A 16,634-nucleotide genomic window follows, 5' to 3' on the forward strand; every position below is an offset into this window, starting at 1 on the left:
GAACACCTGGGTCACCAAGACCCTGACCGTGTCGGTGAACGCGGGCAGCAACACCATCCGGCTCAACCCGACCACCTCGGGCGGCCTGCCCAACATCGACTACCTCGACTTCGAGGCAGGCGGCACAACGCCTCCGCCGCCCGGAACGCTGTACGTGGCGCCGAACGGCACGGACAGCGCACCCGGAACGCAGTCAAGCCCGACGACGCTCACCTCGGCGATCACCCGCGTCGCTCCCGGCGGGACGATCCTCATGCGCGGCGGGCGCTACGACTTCTCACAGACGGTCACCATCGCGGCAGGCAACAACGGCACCTCGAGCGCCCGCAAGAAGCTGTCGGCCTACCCGGGTGAGACCCCGGTGCTGAACTTCTCGGCCCAGAGCGAGGCGTCAGCGAACCGCGGGCTTGCCGTGAACGGGAATTTCTGGCACGTCTACGGCATCGTCGTCGAGCGCGCCGGCGACAACGGGATCTTCGTCGGCGGCCACAACAACATCTTCGAGCGCACGGTGACGCGCTTCAACCGCGACACCGGGCTGCAACTGTCGCGGATGACCTCCACCACCCCGCGCGAGCAGTGGCCGTCCAACAACCTCATCCTGAGCGCGGTGTCGCACGACAACGCCGACTCCGACGGCGAGGACGCCGACGGCTTCGCCGCCAAGCTCACCTCCGGCCCCGGCAACGTGTTCCGCTACGCCGTGGCCCACAACAACATCGACGACGGCTGGGACCTCTACACCTACGCCGACGAGGGCCCCATCGGCGCGGTGACCATCGAGGACTCCCTCTCCTACGAGAACGGCACCCTCAGCGACGGCACCCAGAACACGGCCGGTGACCGCAACGGCTACAAGCTCGGCGGCGAGGACGTCCCGGTCAACCACACCATCCGGCGCAACATCGCCTACGACAACGGCAAGCACGGATTCACCTACAACCGGAACCCCGGAACGATGACCGTGTCGAACAACGTCAGCATCGACAACACCGAACGCAACTTCTCGTTCGACGCCGGCACCTCGGTGTTCCGCAACAACACCTCGTGCCGCAGCAGCAGCGGGACCAACGACAGGATCGTCGGTGACGCCGACGGCTCGAACCAGTTCTGGTCCGGCTCGAACGGGTCCCGGTGCTCGTCCTACACCGGCGCCCTGGGCTGGTCCTTCGCCTCCGACGGCCGCCTCGTCGTGACCTTCGGCGGAAGAGTGGTAACCCCGTAACGGCCCCCGCCCTGGGCCTGGCCGGCTCGTCCCGACGAACCGGCCAGGCCTTCGCGTTCCCCGGCTCCAGGCAGGTACGTCACCGCACCGCGCCGGCCTCTACGAGGGAAGCCATGCGGGCCACCATGGCAGTACGCAATCACCGGGTGTGCCGTCGGTCCCAGCCGTCGCGCACGTCATCGCGATGACCGCGGTAAGGCACAGGCACATATGCGCGCGTAGCGCAGCAGACGTGAGGGTCCAAGCTCGTAGCTGTCTGGCGCAATGGCGAGGGCGGCCGCTGCCCGTGCCAGGCCCTAATTCAGTGGCCCCGGAAGAAGCGGGCGGTGTCGTCGTCAGCGGGGAAATACGCCTCGACGGCGATCTCCTCCAACGTGACGTCGAAGGCGGCGCCGAACGTCGTGACGGTGTTGATGAAACACAGCTCCGCTCCGCGATGCCGGATGCGGATGGGCAGCGCGATGTCGGCGGGATCGGGCGGCGCCGGATCACCTTCGGGACCGTACGACAGCAGCTCCTCATACAGGGCACTCAGCTCCGGATCACCCGTCTGCGCCACCTGGCGGGCGAGCCGGGGCAGCAGGTAAGCGCGAACCTGCCCCAGGTTGCGCAGCCGCGGCGCGAACCCGCCCGGATGCAGGCCCAGCCGCATCATGTTGACCGGCGAACGCAGCAACGCCGCGTCGACGCCCTCCAGGAAGACCTCGATCGCCGTGTTGGCCAGCAGCAAGTTCCAGCGACGGTCCACCGCGATCGCCGGATACGGCTCGTGCCCACGCAGGATCTGCTCCAGGACCTCCCGCGCCGACGCCAGGTGCGGATCGTCCAGCGGCCGCTCCCTGACGACGGGCGCATGCCCGGCCGCGACCAGCAGGCGGTTGCGTTCCCGCAACGGCACGCCGAGATGCTCGGCCAGGCGCAACACCATCGCACTGCTGGGAATGGTCCGCCCCGTCTCCACGAAGCTGACGTGCCGGGCGGACACCTCTGCCTGAATCGCCAGATCGAGCTGGCTGAGCCCTCTGCGGTGCCGCCACTCGCGCAGCAGCTCACCGACCGGCCGGTCCTGCGTCATGCGAGCGATTATCGACCGCCTCGTCGATCACCGCGATTACATGACATGTAATCGACAGGGCCGGGCGGCGGCTGGGACGGTGGCCCGCATGAGCGAAAGCAGCAAAGCCGCACGCAACAGGCAGCTCGTCGTCCACGGCTTCACCGAGTTCGCGGCGGGCAACATCGACGTGCTCCGTACCCTCCTGCACCAGGACTTCATCGAGCACAGCCCGGGAAACCCCTCCGGCCGGGAGGCGTTCATCGCGTTCATCGCCCAGGCTCCCGTGGCCGGCGCCCGGCTCGACCTCAAACGGGTCGTCGCCGACGACGATCACGTGGTGATGCACTACCACATGACGACGGACGACGACCCGCGCGGCATCGCCGTCGTCGACATCTGGCGGCTGGTCGACGGGGAGATCGTCGAACACTGGGATGTGGTGCAGCCGGTGCCGGAGGCCGCACAGATTCCTCACGGAATGTTCTGAGCGGACGGTATGAAGTCATCCTCGGCACAGGCCGCGCCTCGGACTTGGTCACTCGCGGTCTTCGCCGGTGAACTTGGCCGGGACGAGTTCGCAGGATGCGACCGGTCCGCGGATGACCGCGACGCTGCCTCCGTTGCTCTTGGCCGGGTCGCCGTTGGCGGAGTGCATCTGGATGACGAGCGTCTCGTCGGGCCCGATGTCCTTGGGGTCGATCCGGAAGCCAGGGGAGTCCTCGGTATGCCTGAGCGGCATCCGCTCCGGCTGGGGCACGTTCTCGCCCCTCGGCTCACGGCAGGTCTGGCCGTAGGGGACGTAGTCGATCACCGCTCGCACGCCCGCCTCTCTCAGCCTCTTCTCCAGTTCCTTGGGCCTGACGAACTCGTTGATCCGCACGGTGACCGTACCGTCGGAGTTCTTGACGACGGCGAACGCCGGCGCGTCCCACATCAGCGGTATGGCGACCGCCACCGCTGCGACCACCGCAGCGCCCAAGCCCGCCGCGGTCACCAGATGGCGTGCGGGCCGGCGCGCCGGCAGCGGTTCCCACGAGACCGTGGCGGCCTCGGCGCGCAGTTCCTCGAGCAGCTTGTCCCTGAACGACACCGTCATCACAGTCCTTCCGTCACAAGAGCCGCAGATACACCGGGCACATTCCGCAATGTCCGGCGGGCGCGATGCAGCCGGACTCTGGCCGTCCCGACCCTGATGCCCAGGGCCTGGGCCGCCTCGGCCACCGTCAGCTGGTCGATGACCACCAGCTCGAGCAGCGCCCTCTCCCCCTCCGCCAGGCCGGCCATGGCCGACAGCGCCCGCCGGGCGGGCTCCTCGGCGTCGATGCGGTCGGTCAGGTCGGCCAGGTCGTCGCCGTCCAGCAGCCGGCGCGCGACGACCCGTTCGACGGCGCGGGCCTCGCGCTCGCTGCGGCGACGTTGGGCCGACAGCACGTTGCGCGCCACCCCGTACAGCCATCCGGTCTCACTGCCCCGGCCCGGCCGGTAGGTGTGCCGCGAGTGCAGCGCCGCGAGGAACACCTCGGCCGTCAGGTCGGCCACCGCCTGCGGATCGCCTGTCCGCCGTGCGACGAACCGTGTCATCGCGTCGAAATGCCGCAGGTAAAAGGCTTCGAACGCCTGCGCCCGAGCTAACGGGCTTGCCGGTTCCACCTGTTTGAGCCGCACGAGCCGGGCTCCCTTCGTCCTACAGTGCGTACACCTTGTACTTGACCGAACCCCGGAATGCATTACGACGCGGCATGAGGATCTCCTCGACGGCGCATGCGTCCACGGCAGCGGACCGGCATAGCGGTGCAGCTCAAGGGCGCTCAGGGACGCCGCGGGTGATGTGGACGTTCATGCCGGTGTAGTCGAAGGTGACGGCGAACGGTTTGAAGAACTCGTGGGTGAAGTTGGCGATGATCTCGAACCCGAACATGCCGGCCTGACCCGGACCGGGCTGGCCGGGGATCGTCTTGGCGGAGGCGAAGCCCCGCACGTTCCGCCCGACCGCCCTGCCGAGGCTGATCCGCTCGGGTGTGACGGGGTAAAAGGGGACGCCGTTCTTCTCGATCGGGTGGTCGTAGTCCACCTTGAGGCCGGCCCGCTCGGCGTACTCCACCGTCGTGTCGAGGCCGTGGCCCAGACCGCCGGTGTCGAGGGTGACGATTCGTGGCCCGTAGTCGCCCAGGCTGCCCAGGGTGCACGGGAAGTGATCGCCGGCCAGCCACAGCGGGAGCCGACCGGCGCCCTTGCCCCGGGTCGCGGACTTGCGCCGCAGCACCAGCGCCTGGCCGGCGTAGTCCATCGTGGCCAGGAAGTGGTAGAAGAGCGTCGTCCCGAGCACGCCCGCCGGCTGCGAGCCGTCGGGCAGCGGCGGCCGCTGCGCGTCGATCCATTGAACCGGAACATTGCGCACCTCGATGTCACCGATCCGGAACGACTCCAGGACGCCCAGGTGGATGGTGACCGGATTGTTGCTGGCGACCCCCGAAAGGGTGGCCAGAGAGCGCAGCCCGGCCTCCTCCGCGACGTCCTGTGCCAGGTCGAGCGTGGCGTACGTGTCGAGGTAGAACGTTTTCGTCCTGCCGTTCACCTCGGCCTTGACGGCAGGCAGGGGCTCGATCGTCTCGAAGGGCACACGGGTGCTCTGTGCACCATGTAGCTGCCAGGGTGTGCCGGTGACGTGGGCGTAGAGGGTGGCGTAGGCGGCATCGCGCGGTCTGCCGGTCTTCTGCAGGAGTGGGACGGCGCGGGCGAGCTGGTCCTGCCGGACGTAACACTCGGCCAGGCGCTGCCGCGAGGCCACGTCACCGGGGTCCAGCGTCGTGGCGGTGGACAGGTGGCGTTCGGCGGCCGCGAACCGGTTCGACAGCAGGGCGATGTAGCCCAGTTGGGCGGAGGCGTGCGCGTTCTCGGGGTCCTCGCGCAGCAGCCGCCGATAGCCGCGCGCGGCCTCGTCGAACTCCCCCTTCTTGAACAGCTCGTCGGCGTCCGTCGCCGCGGCGGCCGCGATCCCTGTCGTGGGCAGAACCGCGCCGGCGGCCGCGATCATGGCGGCCCCGCGCAGCAACGCGCGCCGGTCGGGGAGGAACTCGTCGGTGAAGGTCATGCCAGGCTCCTTGCTTCGTGCGGATGCCAGGCCACCCCATACGAGGCCGCGTTTCCTGAGCGTTTCTCGCCGGCACCAACTCAGGACCATGATCGTTCCCAGACGTGGAGAAAGGGGCCCCGGATTAACTCCGACACCCCTTCCTTGTGGGGCGGATCGTTTTCGCAGCGTCGCCGACGCGGCTACGCCTCGTCCCAGCCTGTGGGCATCGGCTCGCCGGTGCCGCTTCCGCGGTCGTCGAGGACGAGTGCGGCGCGACCGTTGACCGTGTAACGCAGGTGCGTGACGCCAGGGGTGTGGACGACCCTGGCCGGTGTCAGCTCGATGGCTTCCTTGTCGGCGAGGTCGAGATCGGCGTCGAACAGCCGCATCCCGGTGCCGAGCACGACCGGGACGACATGGAGTTCCAGCTCGTCCAGCAGACCGGCCTTGAGCACCTGGCGTAGAAGGCTCCCGCCACCGGCGACGGCGACGTTCTTGCCGTTGGCCGCCGCGCGGGCCTGCTCGATGGCGCTGGCTATGCCGTCGGTGACGTAGGTGAAACTGGTGCCGCCGCGGCGCACCAGGGTCTGATGGGGGCGGTGCGTCACGACGAAGACCGGCGCGCGGAAGGGCGGCTCCTCTCCCCAGGGAACCTCACCGCCGTCGGCCATGCGCCGGCCCATGACGTACGCGCCGGCCGCCTCGAACGACTCGGCGATGATGTCGGAGTTCGTGTCCTGCTCACCGCCGGCGAACCCCTGCCGCTCGCGCCACGACATGGCGTCGATCACCCAGCGGGTGATCCGGAAGAACCCCGCGGCCTCTGCCGAGTCCATCCAGTTACCTTCGCCGCTGTGCCGCGCACCGGCATAGAAGCCGTCCAGCGACACCGACATCTGTGCCGTCACCTTGGTCATCTTGCTTCGCCTTCCTTCTCCTGGCGGCGCCCGGTACGGGCCCGCTCACCAAGGGGTCGAAGCCGCCGGCCGTTTCTCTACACGGGCATGCTCGTTCACTCCGGGACTGATCGGACAGGATCCGTCATTTTCCTACGCCGATCCATCCCGTACCCGCTGCCGTGAGCAGTGTGAGCAGAAAACGGGCAGCCGAGTGCTCTAAAAAGTGAGCAGTGCCCTCGGGTTCTCTAAGCGCACGTTCCCTCACCAACAGGAGCAACTCCATGCAGGACTTCGAGGGCCGGAGCCGGAGTCTCACCCCAGAAGAGGCCCGAAACCGGGCCACTGTGGCCGCGGTCTACTCCGACTTCGCCACCGGCAACATGAAGGCGCTGCTCGGGCGCCTGGCGGCCAACGTCAAATGGACCGTGGTGGCCGGCGCCACGACGGGCGGCACCTACTACGGCGGCCGGCAGGCTCTCGAGAAGGCGCTGGATCCCCTTCTCGCGGAGTGGAACGACTTCGAGTACACCCCTTTCGAACTCACCCCAGTGGACGACCGGGTCTTCGTGCTGGGAGAGAGCCGGGGCGTGCACCAGGTCACCGGCAAGGTCGGAGCGGCCACATTCGTGCACATCTGGTTCCTGGAGGACGGCGTCGTCCAGCGATTCGAGAACGTCTTCGACACGCACGCCCTCTGGCGAGCAACGCAGCAGCAAGATGTCCCGGTCCTCTCCTCCCACTCCGCCGTCCGTACCCTCGCCACCGCCGCCAGGGCCGCGGACCGGCTTCCCAGGTGATGATCAGACGCTCTGACCGCCCTTTTCCTGTACGCCGCGGTGAACCTGATCGCGTTCCATATCGCCGCCCACCCGACGGGACGCAACCCCTGGTACGACGTCCCCTGGACCGACGGGCTGCTGGAAGCCCTGCACAGCGAGATAGCCTCGGCGCGGTCGGTGACGCCGCAAGCACCCGGCTACCACGGCCCACCCGGCGGCCGGTCCACGGGCGAACCAGGGGCGATCAACCCGGTCTCGTAGGCGAGCACGACCGCCTGAACCCGGTCCCTGAGGCCGAGCTTGGACAGGATGCGCGCGACATGAGTCTTCACCGTCGTCGGGCTGAGGCTCAGCCGGTCGGCGAGCTCGGCATTGCTCAGCCCGGTGGCGAGCAGGCGCAGCACCTCCAGTTCGCGAGGCGTCAGTTCCGAAAGATCCCGATGTATGGCTGCTTTGACCTCGTCACGCCGGGCGAACCGCTCCACCAGGCGGCGGGTGATCGTCGGTGCGAGCAGGGCGTCACCTGCGCGCACCAGGCGCACCGCGGCCACCAGGTGCTCCGGCGTGACGTCCTTGAGCAGGAACCCGCTGGCCCCCGCGGTGAGTGCGGCATAGACGTAGTGGTCGAGGTCGTACGTGGTCAAAATCAGAACGCGGGTCTCGTCCGCGCCTTCTGCCATGATCTGCCGAGTGGCTTCGAGCCCGTCCATCTGCGGCATCCGGATGTCCATGAGCACGACGTCAGGCCGAGTACGCCGGACGGCGGCGATGGCCTCGACTCCGTTGGCCGCCTCTGCCGCCACCTCGATCCCGTCGGCGGTGAGGATCATCCCGAACCCGCTGCGTACCAGGGCTTGGTCGTCGGCGATGACCACGCGCACAGGCCCGTTCACGTGGTGGTCCACGGAACCCGCGCCTTGATCTGGTAACCGCCCCTCCGCGGCCCGGCCTGCAGGGTGCCGCCGTAGAGGGCGAGCCGCTCCCGCAGCCCGATGAGGCCCCTCCCCCGGCCGTCTCCGGCGCGCGCCGTCTGCCCGCCGCCGGTGTCGGTGACCTCGATCTCCAGCCAGCCGCCACAATGGCCTATGGTGACGAACACCGCCGCACCGGCCGCGTGCTTCATCGTGTTGGTCAGCGCCTCCTGGACGACGCGGTAAGCGGCCAGGTCCACGCCGGGCGGCAGCGGGCCGGGCGGTGGAGAGATCTCGACGCTGACCGGCACGCCGGTTGCGCGGACCCGCTCGATCAAGGAGTCGAGCTGGTCGAGCCCCGGTTGTGGCTCGAGCCCGTCTGCGCTGCCGCCCGCCCGCTCGCTCTCAGGGCCGGCGAGCAGGCCCATGACGTGGCGTAGTTCGGCCATGGCGGCCCGGCCGCCGGCTTCGACCGCCAGCATGGCCTGCTTCGACCGGGAAGGGGCTGTGTCCATCACCTTGCGCGCCGCTCCGGCCTGGATCACCATCACGTTCACATTGTGGGTGACGACATCGTGGAGTTCGGCGGCGATCCGGGAGCGCTCTTCCTGGACGGCCTTGCGCATGGCCTCCTCCTGTGCGCGCTGTAGCTCGGCGACTCGACGGCGGCCGGCGTCGAGCTGCTGCCGCCAGGAGCGGACGAAACTGGCGGCGACTCCGGCGCTCAACACGACCACGAACGGCCCCAGCCAGCTCGGCAACGCCGGGACGGAGTCCTGGAAGGCGACGCCTGCCAGCACGGTGGCGAGGACGAGTCCGCCGACGGCGAGCGCCCGGTGACGGCTGTGCGCCACGGCGCCATAGGCGGCGATGGCGAACGTCAGCACGGTGATCCACGTCGCGTCGTCGTGGGTGGCCAATGCCGCGGCCAGCACCACCCAGAAGGTGATCAGCGGGTACAGCCGCCGCAGCGCCAACGGCAGCGCTGTCAGAATCACCAGCAGCGGCAGCGGCCCCGAATCCTGCCGCTCGCCGGCGGGGGTGATCGGCTTTTGCGGGGGATCAGGCGGGACATCGCTGATTCTCGGCTGGGGAGAGGGCCGGAGTTGCAGGGGCTCCATCAGGGAGGGCGGCCGCCCGCCGACGCGATGAGGACCGTCTGTGGTGCCCGACGTCGCGGCCACTGTGACAACAGTCAAGACGATCGCGAGCAGCACGTCGGCGAGGAGCGACCGGCGCGAGGGCCGGGCGGGTTTCCGCCCGGGGCGCAACGCGTCCACACCGAACTGCCACCATTCACGTCCCTTGCTCAATGGCGTCACTGGTGCATTGTCCCGACTGCACGGTACGCCCCGCGTCAGCCCTGATGACGGGCCCGACCTCCGCCAGGAGTACATCGCAGGGATGACGCGGCGATGGCTCCTCCCCGAGAGGGGGCCGATATCGGCGTCACAGCCGACGCGGACGGATCTCTCCGCGCCCTAGCGTCGTTGCCGCGACCGGCCGCCCGCGAAAGCACGCCGAGGCGGCCGCCCCGATCAGGAAGGACAGTTCATGGGTCATGTGATCGAGCGGGAGACGACGCCCAGCCCGGCCTCAGGGCACGGCGCCGGCGCGGGAAACCCGCCGCCGCCCCGCCGGCTCCGCCGAGACGCCACCGCCGTCGCGGCCCTGCTCGCATTCGTGGCCGCCACCTCCTGCGCATCCGCGTCCGCATCCCATTCGGCTGGCTCCGCGTCCGGCTCGGTCGCGTCCGACATCCCCTCGCGCAATCCGTCGCCCGGCTCCACGTCATCTGTCCCCGCCGATCCGCCGTCCACCCGGATCGGCACACCGTACCTGCCCAAACCGACCGGATCCCAGCCGGTCGGCACGACGTCCATATACCTCAAGGACACCTCACGCACCGACCCCTGGGTTCCCGGCGCGAAGGCGAGGGAACTCATGGTGTCCCTGTGGTATCCGGCGAAATCCCGTAAGGGGAAGCGGGCCCCGTACATGACGCCCAAGGAGTCAGAGCTCACCCTCAAGGACGGGGAGATAACGAACCTGCCGCTCGCCCTGCTCAGCAAGACGCGGACCAATGCCATCAGCGGCGCCAGACCCGCGGGTCACCGGCGCGGGCTGCCGCTGATCGTGCTCTCCCCCGGCTTCACCAAGCCCCGGAGCTCGCTCACCGCCCTGGCCGAGGACCTGGCGAGCCGCGGCTATGTGGCGGCCGTCATCGGTCACACGTACGAGAACATCGCCACCAGCTTCCCTGACGGACGAGTCACCACCTGCGTGGCCTGTGAGGTGAAACAGAAGGACCAGGCATTCTGGGACAAGGTGGGAGCGACGAGAGCGGCCGACGTCTCGTACGTGCTGGACGAACTGACGCGCGCAAGCCCCATCTGGAAGGGCGCCGAGCTGATCAACCCGTCCAGGATCGCGATGGCCGGTCACTCGGCAGGCGGCGCGAGCGCCGTGGGGGCCATGCTCAAGGACCCCAGGGTACGCGCCGGGATCAACATCGACGGCACGGCGTTCGTCCCCGTGCCGGAGAGCGGGCTGTCACGGCCGTTCCTTTTCCTGGGTACGCGGGCGACGCACGGCCCAGGTGGCAAGGACGGCTCGTGGGAGCAGGTCTGGCGGAACCTGACAGGATGGAAGCGCTGGCTCGTGGTGGCGGGGGCAGAGCACGCCTCGTTCACCGACATATCCGTCCTGGCCGAGCAGATCGGCATCTACCGCAACACCGACCTGCCTCCCGTCCGCTCCCTGGAGATCACCCGCGCATACGTGGCCGCCTTCTTCGACCTGCACCTTCGCGCCAAGCCGCAGCCCCTTTTGGATGGGCCGTCGACACGTTACCCCGAGGTCGAACTGTGTGACGCCGACCAGAAGACCTGCGCGTAGATTGCCCGGACCGCTGTCACGGGCGCGGCCAGAAGCCTGACCGACTGCCCATCGAACCAAGATCAGCCCGGTGGACGGCGCGGTACTGCGACGGCGGCATCCCGTACCCCGTACGAACGCCCGGCGGAGGGTCTCGGCCGAGCCCAGCCCGCATCGCCTGGCCACGTCAGGCAGCGGCAGCGAGGTGCTGACCATGAGGTGGGCGGCCGCCGCGATGCGGGCCTCGCGGACGAAGCCACGCGGCGTCTGACCCATGTGCGCCAGCTGGACCTGGTGCTCGGCGTGGGCCTGCTGGTCCTGCTCCTGATGCGTTGACGGCAGCGCACCGCCGGGTCCCCACGAATAGGGCAACGTCTATGAGCCACCAGCGTTCGCAGGAGTTCTGGACCGGCAAGGCCGCTGCCCCCGCGTGGCCAGGGAGGCGAGAACCGGATGCCGGTCGGCGTCACCGGCATGGGTGGTCGATCACCGGGTCGGCGAGCCGTGAGTTGACATCGGGAAATGAGCCATCGCCGAACAGGATCCGCGCCGCCAAGGCGCGACCGGCGCGACCGCGTAGCACAGTCACCGCCGCCTCTGCCGCGGCGGCGGATCGGATGCCGGCGAACACGCGGCGCAGCAACAGCCGGCCTCGGAACCGGGCCCGCAACGCGTCCCCGTCGTACCGGCTCAACACGCGTGGGTCGCCGGTACGCAGGTAGCCGGCAGCGACCGCCGCGGCCATTTCGGACATGCGTAAGCAGGGATCCAATCCACCGGCCGTCAGCGGCGACACCGCGCCCGCCGCGTCCCCGACGAGCAGCCCGGCGGGGCACGCCAGCCGCCGCAGCACCCCGCCGACCGGGATCGGACCACCCCGACGCTCGACCGGACCGGCCGGCGCCGCGCGGCCCGGCGCGTCCGCGGCGAAAGCCTCCAGCAGATGACGGATGCCGGTACGCATCGCGTCCGGATATCCCGCGACGCCGACATGGGCATGACGGCCGTCGTCGATGACCCACCCCAGGTACCCCGGAGCGACCCGGGGGTCCAGCACGCAGTGGAACGCCGGGATGGTGGTGCCCGACGCGACCGGGTGGATGATCTCGGCGCCGACGAGGAAGCGCCGGTTGACATCCAGGCCGAGATCACGGGCCACCCGGGAGCGGGCGCCGTCCGCACCGATGATGAACCGGGCCGTCACCGGTTCCGCACCCGCGAACCGCACAAAACCTCTCGACGCGTCGACGTACCGTACGCCCAGGAAGACCCGTGCCCCGGCCGACTCCGCCGCGCGGTGTGCGTGCTCGTAGACGGCGGCCATGTCGGCCACGCGGTACTCGTCCCGATCGCTGGTGAGCCGGATCGGCGCCCGCCGCGACGGCGGATACAGCAGCACGTCCCGGACACCAGGCCCGAGCAAGTGGTCCGGCAGGTCGAAGTCATCGAGGGTGCGACGCACGAAGATTCCCGTCGTGCGGATGCCCGTCGACAATGACTTACGGCGGTCGACCACCATCACATTCAGTTCCCGGCGCGCGAGCAGACGGGCTGTGCGCAGGCCGGCCAGCCCCGCACCCACGACCAGTACATCCACTGTCTGCATAGTCTGCGACGGTAAGGGCGATGCCCTACCCGTGCGACCGTTTGCACGCTACCCCTCCCATACCTTCACACCGTCGCCACACCCGGGACCGCCTCGTGCTCTGCAGCTCGGTGATTTGCCGGTGGTGAGAGTTGGCCGAAAATCCACCGGTCGAGGTGGGTGGTGTGGAGCGCACATTCAGTGAGATGGATTCCTACCGCCGGCTGGGCGCCGCGATGATTTCCGCAATCCACTGATCGCCCTCGGTCTCACACTGTGAGAACTGTCTTTCCCATGCAGCGCAGGGCGTGGTTGGGCGCGGGTCTTGCCGACTTCAAGATCTTGATCTAGAGCTGCCGTGACGGATGGGGCTCCCGGCCTATTGGTGCTCGTTGCGAGAGGTATCCATGACGTTTCATACTGAATGATCATGACTTCCCCGCACGATTCGCAAGCGATAAGCTCCCGGTGGCGCGCGGTCCTCCTCGGCGTGGCGGTCGTGAGCGCCCTTGCGCTCACTCTCGCGGCAATCTTCGGTTTTATTGAGGGTGCGCAGGTCGGACTCGATGACAGCCTCAAGGACACCACGCTGTGGATGTTTCTTTGGGCCGCGGCCACGCTCGTTCCCGTTTCAGCGGCCATGGCAATCATCGGCTGCGCCGCCGCCACAAAGTGGCACCTGGGTAAGCGACTCGCCCTGCAGCTTCTGATATTCGCCGGTGCGGGGCTCATCTGGTCCACAACGACCGGTATCCTCGCCGAATTGCCCTAGCCGCGCCGAAGATTCGCCTCGCTGCTGGCGTCTGCGGAGCAGTCGCGGGCGCCGGCCTGACGGGCGTGGGGAGAGATTCACCCGCGCAGCCGGCGAGCGAGATGAGCAACCAGACACGACTCCTCGCTCCCTCGTGCTGCTGGTCGCCTCGCTGTGCGCGGGCGGCCTCGCGGCTCTGGTGTACGTCCACGACTCCGACCTGGTGCTCTTGAGGGAACATCTAGACCATCCGTTCGCGCTCGGCGCCTTGGCCTGCCTCCTGATGGCGTGGGCCGCCGTCGGGCTGCGATGGAGGTGGCTACGCGTCCTGATCGGCGTCCTTGCCGGGCTGGGCGCGAGTGGCGCGCTGTTCGTCGGGTTGGTCGCCCTTGCGTTCACCGCTACCGAGGAGGTCGGCTTCGTCGACGGACCTGCTCCCTACAGGATCCGGCTCCAGCAGTCGCAGGCGGGCCTCGGGCCGGACAAGGTGATGTGGCTCAGCCTCCGCAGGGACGGCGGGTTGCTCAGCAGAGAGTGGGATCTCGGTTGTTTCAGCGACGACGACCCCGACGACGCCTTCGCCTCGGTCAAGTGGACGGGGCCCACTTCAGTCGAGATCCGGGTGGCCGACGGGCGAACGTTCCCCATAACGTTGGACCCCACCTCGGGCCGGCCCGAGACCACCGCCTCGTGGGGTTCGGCGTCGCGGACGAGGTAACGCCCGCCATCCATGCCGAGCATCGTCACGATGCCCGAGGCGAGGACACGGCGGCCGTGGGGGTCACGGACGTGCGCGATCCTGCCCGTCAGAAGGTTGCCGTCCTCCGGATTGCCGTCGGCGGTCTCCCTCTTCCAGCGCCACGTCCGGTAGGTGCCGCCCGCCTCCTTGACCCGGAGGTCAAGCTCCTCATGGAGCGGCAGCGACGGGATCAGGAAAGTGGGCGCACAATCGGGGTTCAACGCGTTGGAGACCGGATCCCCGCCGAGGAATCCCGGCGGTGTGGCCACCCACCGTACGCTCCCTTCCGAGGGTCGGAACTTTGTCCGGCCGCATGGCCGCCCACTGGCCGGCCGTCGTGACCGGGACGGGCACCCGGCGGGGCTCCAGCGGTGGCGCGGATCCGATCGGTTCCCTCGGCTTCGTCGGAGTGTCCGGCGGCAGCATGACGATCCGCGCGATGACGGCATCACGCCTTCGACCTCAATCGGGCAGAAGGGCGCCGCGCCGCGCCCGGCGCGTGGCGGCCAGTCCTCCCGCCAGGCCGCTCACCGCGCAGACCAGCACCAGCCCGGCGTACTGCGGCAGAGAGTAGGCGAACCGCAGCTCGCCGGTCGCGGCCTTGCCGAGCATGGTGAGCGAAGCGGCGGCGATGCCCGTTCCGAGCAGCGTCCCGGCACACGTCACGATCAACGTCTCCCAGCACACCATCCTGGCGAGCTGCCGCGGCTTGGTCCCCACGGTGCGGAGCAGCCGGATCTCATCGGCGCGCTCGGCCATGGTCATGGCGGTCGCGTTGAGCACCGAGAGCACGGTGTAGAGCACCGCCGACCCCACCAGCGTCGGGGCGACCCATGCGGACGGACCGGTACGGATGACGCCCGCCGCCGCGTCGGTGGTCGCCACGGCGAACAGGAAGGTGCACGCCAGCGCGACGGTCAGCATCACCGGAGACGCGGCCGACATCGCCCGGCGCGGCTGAGCGACCAGCGAGGACCTGGCCAGCATCCCTGCACCCGGATCGAGCCGGGCCACCACGGCTCCGAGCAGCCTGCCCATCCCGCGCAGCGCGACGGGGCCCAGCGCGGAGGCGCCCACGCAGAGCACCATCGTCGCCCCCAGCGCGGTCGGCGCCGCGTCCGCCGGCTTGACCTGCGGCACAAGCCACAACAGCACGACGCCCGCCGCCAGCGCCAACACCCCGATGACCGCCCGGGGCCAGGGCAGCAGCCGCCGCTGCGCCGCGTTCTCCCGCAACACCTCCAGCGGGCCCACGCCTACAGCCTTGCGTGCCGCGACCCGGGCCGCCAGCAGCGTCACCGCCAGCCCGACCACCAGCGCCACGATGAACGGCCCCGTCGCGACCTCCACCGGGACGCCCCCGGGCGCCAACCCGGTAGCCCGCATGAACGCCGCCATCAGCACGGCGTACGGCACGGCCAGCACGCAACCGGCCACGACCGCCAGCACGGCCACCACCAGCGCCTCCGCCGTGATGAGCCGGCTCACCTGCCGCGGCGTCATGCCGACCGACCGCAGCAGCGCCCAGGTCCTGCGCTGCCGCAGCACGTGCAGGCTCAGCATGCCCGCGACCACGAAGACCGACACGAACCCCGACACCGCGGACGACAGCACCAACAATCCCATGACGCCGTTCAACTCGTCACGCGTGGCCGCGCCGGTGACCACCAGGCCACTGCCACCGATCAGCATCACGGCCAAGACCACCGCCGCGAACGAAGCGGCGAAGCCCATCGGATCGGTCCGTACGTTGTTCCAGGCCAGGACGAGTGTCACCGGCGGCCGCCCAGCCGCATGCCGATCTGGTCGACCGAGGGCCTGTCCAGGACGTCGACGATCCGCCCGTCGGTCAGGAACAGCACGCTGTCGGCCCGGGCCGCCGCCTCCGGATCGTGCGTGACCATGACCACCGTCTGACCGAACGCGTCGACCGCCTCCCGCAGCAGCGCCAGCACTTCATGCCCGGTGCGGCGGTCCAGCGCCCCGGTCGGCTCATCGGCGAACAGCACCTCCGGCCTGCCGAGCAGGGCGCGGGCGATCGCCACCCGCTGCTGCTGGCCACCGGACAGCTGCGCCGGTCGATGCCCCTCCCGCCCGGCCAGCCCGACCCGGTGCAGCAACTCGCGCACCCGTGACGGGTCGGCCCGCCGCCTGGCCAGGCTGGTGAGCAGGATCACGTTCTGCCAGGCGGTCAGCGACGGCACCAGGTTGAAGGCCTGGAAGATGACGCCGACCCGGTCGCGGCGCAGCACCGCCAGTTCGTTCTCCCCGAAGCGGGTGATGTCCTGTCCGGCGATGTGCACCGCCCCCGAATCCGCCCGGTCCAACCCCGACGCACACTGCAGCAGCGTGCTCTTGCCCGACCCCGACGGGCCCATCACCGCGGTGAAACTGCCGCGCGGGAACCCGATGCTGACCTGCCGCAGCGCGGCCACTTCGGTAGCGCCTTTCCCATATGTCCTGGTCACTTCCTCAAGGAGGACCGCATGATCAACCATGATCGGCAGCGTGCCGGAACGCGTGCACCCCGCCCATCCGGTATCTCCCCGATCAGCCCCTGAGGCTTCCCGCACGCCCCTGACATCTCACGCCACGGCGTGACAGCGACAAACGACAGCGCCTGCTGAGCTTGCCTCGGTCCAAGGGTGCCGAGACCGTGAACGCCGTCTCCGGCACCGACCAAAAGCACGAGTCCGCCCGCCGTGCGGATCAAGCAGGTGTCAGAGGAAGAGATCGGG

At 69.3% G+C, this 16,634-nt stretch carries 16 protein-coding genes and 1 pseudogene; 6 read left to right on the forward strand and 11 right to left on the reverse strand.

Going from position 1 to position 16,634, the window contains the following annotated elements:
* A partial coding sequence (locus ID574_RS53050; RefSeq protein WP_188196722.1) for a carbohydrate-binding protein occupies nucleotides 1–1,225 on the forward strand: 1,225 nt, incomplete at its 5' end.
* A gap of 301 nt (nucleotides 1,226–1,526) precedes the next feature.
* Here ID574_RS53050 and ID574_RS53055 read toward each other — a convergent pair.
* Entirely contained in the window at nucleotides 1,527–2,300 is a 774-nt protein-coding gene (locus tag ID574_RS53055) for a helix-turn-helix domain-containing protein (RefSeq protein ID WP_188196723.1), read from the reverse strand.
* A gap of 88 nt (nucleotides 2,301–2,388) precedes the next feature.
* Here ID574_RS53055 and ID574_RS53060 point away from each other — a divergent pair, with 88 nt between their 5' ends.
* Nucleotides 2,389–2,769 carry a nuclear transport factor 2 family protein gene (locus ID574_RS53060; protein WP_188196724.1) on the forward strand — a complete coding sequence of 127 codons (381 nt, stop codon included), beginning with the start codon at nucleotides 2,389–2,391 and terminating at the stop codon, nucleotides 2,767–2,769.
* 48 nt (nucleotides 2,770–2,817) lie between these two features.
* Here the strand turns inward: ID574_RS53060 and ID574_RS53065 are convergent, their stop codons facing one another.
* From ID574_RS53065 to ID574_RS53080, 4 genes are all read right to left on the reverse strand, one after another.
* Complete coding sequence (locus ID574_RS53065; RefSeq protein ID WP_188196725.1) at nucleotides 2,818–3,378, reverse strand: hypothetical protein; 561 nt, start codon at nucleotides 3,376–3,378, stop codon at nucleotides 2,818–2,820.
* Nucleotides 3,378–3,947 (reverse strand): RNA polymerase sigma factor, encoded by a 570-nt coding sequence (locus ID574_RS53070; RefSeq protein WP_336245646.1) that lies wholly within the window; start codon nucleotides 3,945–3,947, stop codon nucleotides 3,378–3,380. Before ID574_RS53070 ends, ID574_RS53065 begins: the two co-directional genes overlap by 1 nt.
* 133 nt (nucleotides 3,948–4,080) lie before the next feature.
* Nucleotides 4,081–5,373: a retropepsin-like aspartic protease gene (locus ID574_RS53075; protein ID WP_188196727.1), complete on the reverse strand. Its 1,293-nt coding sequence runs from the start codon at nucleotides 5,371–5,373 to the stop codon at nucleotides 4,081–4,083.
* Between the two features lie 182 nt (nucleotides 5,374–5,555).
* On the reverse strand, nucleotides 5,556–6,272 hold the full coding sequence (locus tag ID574_RS53080; protein WP_188196728.1) for a dihydrofolate reductase family protein: 717 nt from the start codon (nucleotides 6,270–6,272) through the stop codon (nucleotides 5,556–5,558).
* Between the two features lie 263 nt (nucleotides 6,273–6,535).
* On the opposite strand from ID574_RS53080, the gene ID574_RS53085 reads away from it, so the two are divergent.
* A complete protein-coding gene (locus tag ID574_RS53085) occupies nucleotides 6,536–7,051 on the forward strand; it encodes a nuclear transport factor 2 family protein (RefSeq protein ID WP_188196729.1) in 516 nt (171 codons plus the stop codon).
* 179 nt (nucleotides 7,052–7,230) lie between these two features.
* Here ID574_RS53085 and ID574_RS53090 read toward each other — a convergent pair whose 3' ends face one another.
* Both ID574_RS53090 and ID574_RS53095 read right to left on the reverse strand, forming a co-directional pair.
* Nucleotides 7,231–7,926 carry a response regulator gene (locus ID574_RS53090; protein ID WP_223168018.1) on the reverse strand — a complete coding sequence of 232 codons (696 nt, stop codon included), beginning with the start codon at nucleotides 7,924–7,926 and terminating at the stop codon, nucleotides 7,231–7,233.
* Nucleotides 7,923–9,266 (reverse strand): sensor histidine kinase, encoded by a 1,344-nt coding sequence (locus tag ID574_RS53095; protein WP_223168019.1) that lies wholly within the window; start codon nucleotides 9,264–9,266, stop codon nucleotides 7,923–7,925. Before ID574_RS53095 ends, ID574_RS53090 begins: the two co-directional genes overlap by 4 nt.
* A gap of 232 nt (nucleotides 9,267–9,498) precedes the next feature.
* Here ID574_RS53095 and ID574_RS53100 point away from each other — a divergent pair, with 232 nt between their 5' ends.
* Entirely contained in the window at nucleotides 9,499–10,842 is a 1,344-nt protein-coding gene (locus tag ID574_RS53100; protein WP_188196732.1) for an alpha/beta hydrolase family protein, read from the forward strand.
* 156 nt (nucleotides 10,843–10,998) lie between these two features.
* Here ID574_RS53100 and ID574_RS62135 read toward each other — a convergent pair.
* Together ID574_RS62135 and ID574_RS53110 are read right to left on the reverse strand one after the other, a co-directional pair.
* Nucleotides 10,999–11,058, reverse strand: a pseudogene (locus ID574_RS62135) (hypothetical protein); the annotation flags it as partial.
* Between the two features lie 229 nt (nucleotides 11,059–11,287).
* Nucleotides 11,288–12,427, reverse strand: coding sequence for an FAD-dependent oxidoreductase (locus tag ID574_RS53110; protein ID WP_188196733.1), 1,140 nt, complete (start codon nucleotides 12,425–12,427; stop codon nucleotides 11,288–11,290).
* Nucleotides 12,428–12,836: 409 nt separating this feature from the next.
* Between ID574_RS53110 and ID574_RS53115 the strand changes: the two genes are divergently transcribed.
* Complete coding sequence (locus tag ID574_RS53115; protein WP_188196734.1) at nucleotides 12,837–13,178, forward strand: hypothetical protein; 342 nt, start codon at nucleotides 12,837–12,839, stop codon at nucleotides 13,176–13,178.
* Between the two features lie 133 nt (nucleotides 13,179–13,311).
* Entirely contained in the window at nucleotides 13,312–13,875 is a 564-nt protein-coding gene (locus ID574_RS53120; protein WP_188196735.1) for a hypothetical protein, read from the forward strand.
* 483 nt (nucleotides 13,876–14,358) lie between these two features.
* On the opposite strand, the gene ID574_RS53125 is transcribed toward ID574_RS53120, so the two are convergent.
* Nucleotides 14,359–15,672, reverse strand: coding sequence for an ABC transporter permease (locus ID574_RS53125; protein ID WP_188196736.1), 1,314 nt, complete (start codon nucleotides 15,670–15,672; stop codon nucleotides 14,359–14,361).
* The gene (locus ID574_RS53130; protein WP_188196737.1) at nucleotides 15,669–16,394 is read right to left on the reverse strand and encodes an ABC transporter ATP-binding protein; all 726 of its coding nucleotides are present in this window, start codon (nucleotides 16,392–16,394) and stop codon (nucleotides 15,669–15,671) included. Before ID574_RS53130 ends, ID574_RS53125 begins: the two co-directional genes overlap by 4 nt.
* Nucleotides 16,395–16,634 lie beyond the last annotated feature (240 nt).

Source organism: Nonomuraea sp. SYSU D8015 (genome assembly GCF_008065375.1).
Lineage (GTDB): Bacteria > Actinomycetota > Actinomycetes > Streptosporangiales > Streptosporangiaceae > Nonomuraea.